This is a genomic window from Thalassobacter sp. (genome assembly GCF_982993085.1).
On the sequence record NZ_CEZFMW010000145.1, the window covers coordinates 1 to 7,498 of the forward strand.

Annotated in this window: 8 protein-coding genes; 7 read left to right on the top strand and 1 reads right to left on the bottom strand. The window is 60.4% G+C overall.

Annotated features, from left to right (window positions below; translation table 11 throughout):
• The first annotated feature begins 300 nt into the window (after window positions 1-300).
• On the top strand, window positions 301-657 hold the full coding sequence (locus AC4GMC_RS16365) for a hypothetical protein (protein WP_487877065.1): 357 nt from the start codon (window positions 301-303) through the stop codon (window positions 655-657).
• Here the strand turns inward: AC4GMC_RS16365 and AC4GMC_RS16370 are convergent.
• A complete protein-coding gene (locus tag AC4GMC_RS16370) occupies window positions 645-1,634 on the bottom strand; it encodes a glutathione S-transferase family protein (RefSeq protein WP_487877064.1) in 990 nt (329 codons plus the stop codon). The genes AC4GMC_RS16365 and AC4GMC_RS16370 overlap by 13 nt on opposite strands.
• A gap of 287 nt (window positions 1,635-1,921) precedes the next feature.
• Here AC4GMC_RS16370 and AC4GMC_RS16375 point away from each other — a divergent pair, with 287 nt between their 5' ends.
• The 6 genes from AC4GMC_RS16375 to AC4GMC_RS16400 all read left to right on the top strand — a co-directional run.
• Window positions 1,922-2,137 carry a DUF6732 family protein gene (locus tag AC4GMC_RS16375; protein WP_487877063.1) on the top strand — a complete coding sequence of 72 codons (216 nt, stop codon included), beginning with the start codon at window positions 1,922-1,924 and terminating at the stop codon, window positions 2,135-2,137.
• Window positions 2,134-3,345, top strand: a complete 1,212-nt coding sequence (locus tag AC4GMC_RS16380) for a sirohydrochlorin chelatase (protein ID WP_487877062.1) — start codon at window positions 2,134-2,136, stop codon at window positions 3,343-3,345. Before AC4GMC_RS16375 ends, AC4GMC_RS16380 begins: the two co-directional genes overlap by 4 nt.
• A 62-nt stretch (window positions 3,346-3,407) precedes the next feature.
• A complete protein-coding gene (locus AC4GMC_RS16385) occupies window positions 3,408-4,046 on the top strand; it encodes a precorrin-8X methylmutase (protein ID WP_487877067.1) in 639 nt (212 codons plus the stop codon).
• Window positions 4,043-5,263: a precorrin-6y C5,15-methyltransferase (decarboxylating) subunit CbiE gene (gene cbiE, locus AC4GMC_RS16390; RefSeq protein WP_487877061.1), complete on the top strand. Its 1,221-nt coding sequence runs from the start codon at window positions 4,043-4,045 to the stop codon at window positions 5,261-5,263. Before AC4GMC_RS16385 ends, cbiE begins: the two co-directional genes overlap by 4 nt.
• Window positions 5,260-5,961, top strand: a complete 702-nt coding sequence (gene cobI, locus AC4GMC_RS16395) for a precorrin-2 C(20)-methyltransferase (RefSeq protein ID WP_487877060.1) — start codon at window positions 5,260-5,262, stop codon at window positions 5,959-5,961. The genes cbiE and cobI overlap by 4 nt, the downstream gene beginning before the upstream one ends.
• Window positions 5,952-7,498: bifunctional cobalt-precorrin 5A hydrolase/precorrin-3B C(17)-methyltransferase (locus AC4GMC_RS16400; RefSeq protein ID WP_490391474.1), on the top strand; the 1,547-nt coding region annotated here is incomplete at its 3' end. The genes cobI and AC4GMC_RS16400, both read left to right, overlap by 10 nt.

Consider the following 7,498-nt stretch of genomic DNA (forward strand, 5'->3'; position numbering starts at 1 on the left):
TCATTGGCCGCGCGTTCGGCCCAGTCATCGCGTTTGCAAGTGTCGCAAATGGTGATCACGCTTGTCATCAGACGCTTCCTTTTTCGTGCAGATGTATCCGTCAATATAGGGCGCGCAAACCGGCGCGTGCCCTCTTTGCGACCCTTCAACAGCAATTCGGAACGCTCTGCAAGAAACCGCGCATTCGGGGCTGCGATGAGGCGTTGTTAATCCTCTGTTAGGGTTCGTGGACTAGCCATGAAGTACGGTCACTCAGAACGAGTTCATTCGGTCGCTACACCGCAGAAGGGGTAAACGGGCATGCAGGTTCTTATTGTCGAGAGTAACGCGAACTTGGCCGGGCTTTGGCAAAGACCGCTGTCGGCTTGGGGGCATGGCGTGACCATCGCAACGGGACAATTGGATGCTGTACGTCACCTGTCTACACATGGTTTTGAGGCGATCATTCTTGACCTCAAATTAACCGAAGGCAGCGCCATGGCCGTGGCGGATTTTGCCAGTTACCGCCAGCCGCAGGCCCACATCATAGCCGTCACCTCAGATCGGTGTTTTTCCGATGGGTCTATCTTTGCCCATTTGGGCAATGCGCGGGTGCTGTTGCCAAGGGCCACCTCGCCCGATGATCTGGGCAAGATGGTTGAATATTACGCCGCTTGAAGCCGGTCACGCCCATGGGGTTCCATCCAGTCGATCTGTGCATTGATCGGAAGGATCCGGTTCGGGTTAATCGTGTCGTGACTATAGTGATAGTGGCGCACGATATGCTCCATCCCCACGGTTTCTGCGACGCCGGGCACTTGGTACAGTTCCCGCGTATAAGCCCACAGGTTGGGGTAATCGACTAGCCGTTTACGATTGCATTTGAAATGCAGGTGATAGACGGGATCGAAGCGAACGAGCGTGGTGAACAGGCGCCAATCCGACTCGGTGATTTGATCGCCAGCTAGGTAGCGGCGGGTGCCGAGTAGGGCCTCCATCTCATCAAGCGCGTCAAACAGCGTGGTGACTGCGGTGTCGTAGGCGCCTTGGGACGTGGCAAACCCTGATTTGTAGACGCCGTTGTTGATTGGCTCATAGACACGCTCATTGATCTGGTCGACTTCGCCCCGAAGGACTGCCGGATAGAAGTCGAGCGTATTGCCGGTGAGTTCGTTGAACGCGGTGTTGAACATACGAATAATCTCAGAAGATTCGTTGCTCACGATAGTTTGACGTTGTTTGTCCCACAGGATCGGCACGGTCACGCGGCCTGATACGGCGGGATCTGCGCGGGTATAGATGTCACGCGCAAAGGGCAGCCCATAGAGCGTGTCGCCCGTGGCCCCGTTGTCGTCAGTTTCAAACGTCCAACCGTCGGACAGCATATCGGGATGCACGACCGAGATGTCGAGCAGGTCAGTCAAGCCCTTGAGTTTGCGAAAGATCAGAGTGCGGTGCGCCCAGGGACAAGCAAGGGAGACGTAGAGGTGATAGCGTCCCGCTTCGGCCTTAAATCCGCCCTCACCCGTGGGGCCGGCGCTGCCATCTGCGGTGATCCAATTGCGGAACCCAGCCGTTGAGCGGACGAATTTGCCACCCGTGGATTTCGTGTCGTACCAAGTGTCATGCCAGACGCCGTCAACCAATTGGCCCATCGTTCATCTCCTTTTGTTGAGCCTCAAATAGACCGCTTGCATTTGCGCATCTACGTCGAGTTCAGCGCAGAGCCTGCGCGCATACGCACAAATCGACGGGAAATGAGGTGAAAACCGCCTTTGAATCCCGTTGCGCCCTTGTCACCCGCAGGCTAGGCAGTGGCAGACGACGCCCCGTTTCGGGGCCGGACAGGTGGATCACGGGCCCCGCCGACCCAGACAGGGGGCGGACCGCGACATCGTCATCCCGGCCACGGCAGCGGGGCATGCGAATGATGGAGCGTGCCTTGAGACCTGTCCTTTTCCTTATCCTCTCTGTTTTTGCGGGACCGGCTGCGGCGCACCCCGGTCATATCGCGGACCTTGCGGGCCATGACCATTGGGTTGCGGGTGCGGCGATTGGGGCCGCGATTGGTGCTGCGATCTGGGGGCACCTAAAAGGCAAAAAGGCTGAGTCCAAAGACGAAGAGCCCGAAGACACCGCCGAGGAGGCCACCGCATGAGCAACACTTCCCCCCAGAAAACTGGCGTTATGATTTGTGGGCACGGCTCGCGCTCTCAGTCGGCGGTAGATGAATTCGCGACGCTGGCCGAAAAATTGCCTGCGCACCTGCCCCCCGAGTGGGAGGTGGACTACGGCTATCTTGAGTTCGCCAACCCCGTTATTCGTGACGGCCTTGATGCCCTGCGTGCCAAGGGGTGTACGCGGATTTTGGCGGTGCCGGGCATGCTGTTTGCAGCGATGCATGCCAAGAATGACATCCCCACGGTTCTGAACACTTATGCTCAGAAAAATGGGCTACAGGTCAGCTATGGGCGTGAGCTGGGCGTAGACCCCAAGATGGTGTCTGCTGCGGCTGCGCGCATCCGCGAAGTGGCGGGCGAAGGTCCATATCACGACACATGTCTGGTGGTCATCGGGCGCGGCGCAAGCGATCCCGACGCTAATGGCAACGTTGCCAAAATTGCGCGGCTTTTGCACGAAGGTCTGGGATTTGGCTGGTGCGAGGTTGGCTACTCTGGTGTGACCTTCCCATTGGTGGAGCCATGTCTGCAACACGCGTCCAAGCTGGGATATAAGCGGATCGTCGTGTTCCCGTACTTCCTGTTCTCGGGCATTTTGATCGACCGTATCTATGGCTTTACCGATCAGGTCGCAGCGCAGCACCCCGAGATTGAATTCCTTAAGGCTGGCTATCTGGGCGATCATGTCGATGTTCTGCGCACATTCGCCGAACGCGTGATTGAGCAAGACAGCGCGACACCGCCCCCCAACTGTGGGCTCTGTGCCTACCGTGAGCAAGTGCTCGCGCTGGAGGATGGTCGCCATCACCACATCAAGGCCGAAGACCGTCAGCACCCCGCATTTGGCGCTGTGCCGCCGTCCACCTGTGTGATGTGCAAATACCGCACGGCTGTGCTGGGCTTTGAGACTGAGGTCGGTGCGGTGCAAGAAAGCCATCACCACCATGTTGAGGGGCAAGGGGCCAACGCGCCCGGCTCAAACGTGGCTGATTGCAAGCTATGCGACACGTTCTGCACGGGCATGTGCCGGTTGGAAATGCAGGATGCCCACGCGCATCACCATCATCATGACCATGGGCACGGACATAGCCACGACCATGATCATGGGCATCACCACCACGCGGAATATCCGCACGCCAAGCACCCTCATGGGCCCGAAAGCGCGCGCAAACGGGTTAAATCCTAGCCCTTTTTCCCTTCTGATCGTTCGCGTCCCGTCCGGCTTCATCGCTCCGAGAGGATTTCGCCCTGCGCCCTTATGAAAAAGACCCGAAGGCCATTTATGCGGCCAGCTTTGCGACTGTTCAGGCCGAGGCCAATCTGGACCGGTTTGATAGTGGTATGCAGGCGCTCGTCACGCGGCTGATCCATGCGTGCGGCATGGTTGAGGTGGCTGACCGCATTGTGCATTCTCCTGGGGCGTATCTGGCGGGGCATCGTGCTTTGGCCAATGGCGCGCCGGTTTTGTGCGACTGTGAAATGGTCGGATCAGGCATCATTCGCCGGTATTTGCCCGCGCAAAATGAGGTCATCGTGACGCTGAACGACCCTAGCGTGCCGGACCGCGCAGCCGCGATCGGCAACACGCGGTCCGCTGCTGCGGTTGAATTGTGGGCCGATCATCTGGATGGCGCTGTTGTCGCGATTGGTAACGCACCCACGGCTCTGTTTCACTTGCTGGAATTGTTGGACCAGGGCGCGCCCAAGCCTGCGGTGATCCTCGGGTTTCCGGTCGGGTTTGTCGGTGCGGCCGAATCCAAGGCTGAACTAGCCGAAAGGCCCCGAGGCTGTGACTTTGTCGCTCTACGCGGACGGCGCGGTGGCTCTGCCATCGCCAGTGCCGCGGTCAATGCCTTGGCCGCTGGGCTGCTGGAACTCAACGCATGAGTGGGCGCATAGAAACGCCCGCGCCATGGTTGCACATCGTTGGCATCGGTGAGGACGGTTTGGACGGGCTGACCCCCGCGACCCGTGCCGTGGTTGAGGCGGCAGAAATCCTGATCGGCGGGGATCGTCACCACGCCCTTGCGCAGACGACCACGGCCAAACGCTATGCATGGCCCAGCCCGTTTGATGCCTTGATTGACCTGCTAAAACAGCACGCAAACCAGCGTGTTGTCGTGCTCGCGACAGGTGATCCACTGTGGTTTTCGGTCGGGGCACGGATCGGTCGCTCGATCGCTGCGGAGCAAATCACATACCACCCGCAGCTATCCGCGTTTCAATTAGCAAGTGCACGCATGGGCTGGTCCATGGCCGATGTGGAGACGTTGACAGTTCACGGTCGTCCCGTCGAACAGATGATCGCGTTTATCCAACCCGATCAGCGGCTTATCATCCTGACCACAGGGGCCGAGACGCCCGGGCAAATCGCGCAGTTCCTGACGGAGCGCGGGTTTGGTGACAGTCCTATGACTGTTTTGGCTAATATGGGTGGCGAAAAAGAGCAGCGATTTGATGGTATTGCACGGGAGTGGTCTCATGAGGTGCCACCGTTCAATACCCTTTGTGTTGATTGTCGCGCCGCCCCTGATGCCGCACTTTTGCCGCGTGTGCCCGGGTTGCCGGATGACATGTTCCAGCACGATGGGACCATGACAAAACAAGAGGTGCGCGCCGTTACGCTGGCCAAGCTGATGCCGATGCGCGGGGCGCTTCTGTGGGATATCGGTACGGGCTGCGGCTCCGTCGCGGTGGAATGGATGCGTGCTGCACGCTACGCCCGTGCCATCGGAATTGAGCCGCGCGCAGATCGCCGCGCCATGGCTGCCGCGAACGCGCTATCGCTTGGGGTGCCCAAGCTAGAACTGATTGAGGGGCAGGTCCCCGAAGCGCTTGCTGGGTTGGAAAAACCGGACGCCGTGTTCATCGGTGGGGGCCTGTCGCCCGAGACCTTTGATGCCGCTTTCGCCGCCCTGCGGCCCTTGGGTCGGCTGGTGGCCAACGCCGTAACATTGGAATCTGAGGCGACGCTGGTCGACCTGCACAAAACGCACGGGGGGCAATTGGTTAAGCTCTCCGTTAACCGCGCTGAACCCGTGGGCCGCCTGACTGGCTGGCGTCCGCTGATGCCGGTCACGCAATGGAGTTTGGTAAAGAGATGACGGGACGATTTATTGGTGTGGGCCTTGGTCCGGGTGACCCGGGGCTCATCACGCGCAAGGCCGCGCAATTGATTGAATCGGCTCAAGTGATTGCCTACCCAACACTCGCGGGTGGCGACAGCTTTGCGCGTAGCATTGCCGCCGATCTGATCCGTGCTGATGCTCGTGAAATCCGCATGGATGTACCGATGACGCCGGCCCGCGCCCCCGCCCAAGCGGCCTATGATCTAGGCGCCACAGAAATCGCCGCAGCCCTTGATGCGGGCGAAGATGTGATTTGCCTATGTGAGGGGGATCCGTTTTTTTACGGCTCCTTCATGTACCTATATGCGCGGCTCAGCACCAAGTACGGCACCGAAATCGTTCCCGGCGTTACCTCGGTAACGGCCTGCGCGGCCCGCGCGGAGATGCCGCTGGTGGCGCGCAATGAAGTGATGACTGTCCTGCCGGGCCCCTTGCCCGAGGCAGAGTTACGCGCCCATTTGCAGGCCGCAGATACGCTGGTCATCATGAAAGTTGGTCGTCACTTGGCCAAACTGCGTACGCTGCTTGATGCGGCTGGCTTGACGGACAACGCCACCTATGTGGAACGCGCGACGCTGGGGGCAGAGGTTATCCTTCCCCTCGCGCAAGCGCCGGAAACTGCCCCCTATTTCTCCATGATCCTGATCGCGAAAGGCGCCGACCCATGGCTCTAGATCCCATTGTCCTGTGCCTGAACCGGGCGGGCGAACCCACTGCACACCGTATTGCGCAGGCGCTTGGCGCACCGGTGCACGGTCGCGAAACCCGCGTCGATCAAGCCGATGTATTCTTTGCCAATGCGCTGGATCACATCCGTACGTTGTTTGCGGCGGGCACGCCCGTTATCGGCGTTTGTGCCAGCGGTATTCTGATCCGCGCAGTGGCGCCTTTGTTGGTCGATAAATCCATTGATCCCCCGCTCCTGAGCGTGTCGGACGACGGGGCGATCGTGATCCCCTTGTTGGGGGGGCACCGGGGCGCGAACCGGCTGGCCGCAACCATTGGGGATGCTATTGGCGCCACCGCTGCTGTCACCACGGCGGGTGATGTCGCCCTTGGTGTGGCCCTTGATGCGCCGCCCGTTGGCTACCGTCTTGCCAACCCTGAGGACGCGAAAACCGCCATGGCCGCGCTGTTGTCCGGCGATGGTGCGACCTGCCTTGGTGCGCCGTTGTTTGATTTGCCAAAGGGCACTGCGGCGACCATCGAAGTTACTGAGAAACCCGCCGAAACCGGGCCCGAGCGGTTGGTTTACCACCCGCAGACCTTTGCATTGGGCGTGGGATGTGCGCGCGACGCGGACCCGGCCGAATTGTGGGAGAACGTTCAGGCCGCAATGGTTGAAGCGGACATTGCACCGGGCGCGATTGCTTCGGTCAACACGCTGGATCTAAAGGCCGATGAACCCGCAATGAACCAGCTTGCTGCCCGCTTGGGCGTTCCGCTTCGGGTCTATTCCGCCGCTGAGTTGGAGGCCGAAGCCCCCCGCTTGGCCAACCCTTCGGACGTGGTTTTTGCCGAAGTGGGTTGCCATGGCGTGTCCGAGGGCGCGGCCCTTGCCGCAGCCCCCGATGGTGCGCTGGCGGTGGCGAAACGCAAGACTGCCAACACCACCTGTGCGTTGGTCCGTAACCCTGCGCCAATTACAGAACATGCAGGCCGCTCGCGCGGGCGGCTTTCAATTGTTGGGATCGGCCCGGGGCAGGCCACATGGCGCACGCCCGAGGTTTCAAAACTGGTGGCCGACGCCGAAGAACTGGTGGGCTACGGCCTTTACATCGACCTTTTGGGCCCACTGGGCTACGGCAAGGCCCGCAGTGATTTCCCGCTCGGGGGCGAAGAAGCACGTTGCCGCTACGCGCTGGAGAAGGCCGCAGAAGGGCGCAACGTGGCGCTGGTTTGTTCCGGGGATGCGGGTATCTACGCCATGGGCGCGTTGGTGTTCGAATTACTCGACCGCGGCGCGGATGAGTTGGGTGTTAGCGACGCGGCCAAGCGGGTGGATATTGTCTGCTCACCGGGTGTGTCGGCCCTGCAAGGGGCTGCGGCCCGCGCCGGTGCTCCGTTGGGGCATGATTTCTGCGCGATTTCCCTTAGCGATCTGCTAACCCCGCGCGAGGATATCATTAAGCGTCTGCACGCAGCAGCCGAGGGTGATTTCGTCATCGCCTTTTACAACCCCGTGTCGCAACGCCGCCGGACCCTTTTGGC

Excerpts from the sequence above, each read along its gene's own strand:
- AC4GMC_RS16365 (WP_487877065.1), top strand. The coding sequence starts at position 301 with ATGCAGGTTCTTATTGTCGAGAGTAACGCGAACTTGGCCGGGCTTTGG.
- AC4GMC_RS16370 (WP_487877064.1), bottom strand. The coding sequence starts at position 1,634 with ATGGGCCAATTGGTTGACGGCGTCTGGCATGACACTTGGTACGACACG.
- AC4GMC_RS16380 (WP_487877062.1), top strand. The coding sequence starts at position 2,134 with ATGAGCAACACTTCCCCCCAGAAAACTGGCGTTATGATTTGTGGGCAC.
- cbiE (WP_487877061.1), top strand. The coding sequence starts at position 4,043 with ATGAGTGGGCGCATAGAAACGCCCGCGCCATGGTTGCACATCGTTGGC.
- cobI (WP_487877060.1), top strand. The coding sequence starts at position 5,260 with ATGACGGGACGATTTATTGGTGTGGGCCTTGGTCCGGGTGACCCGGGG.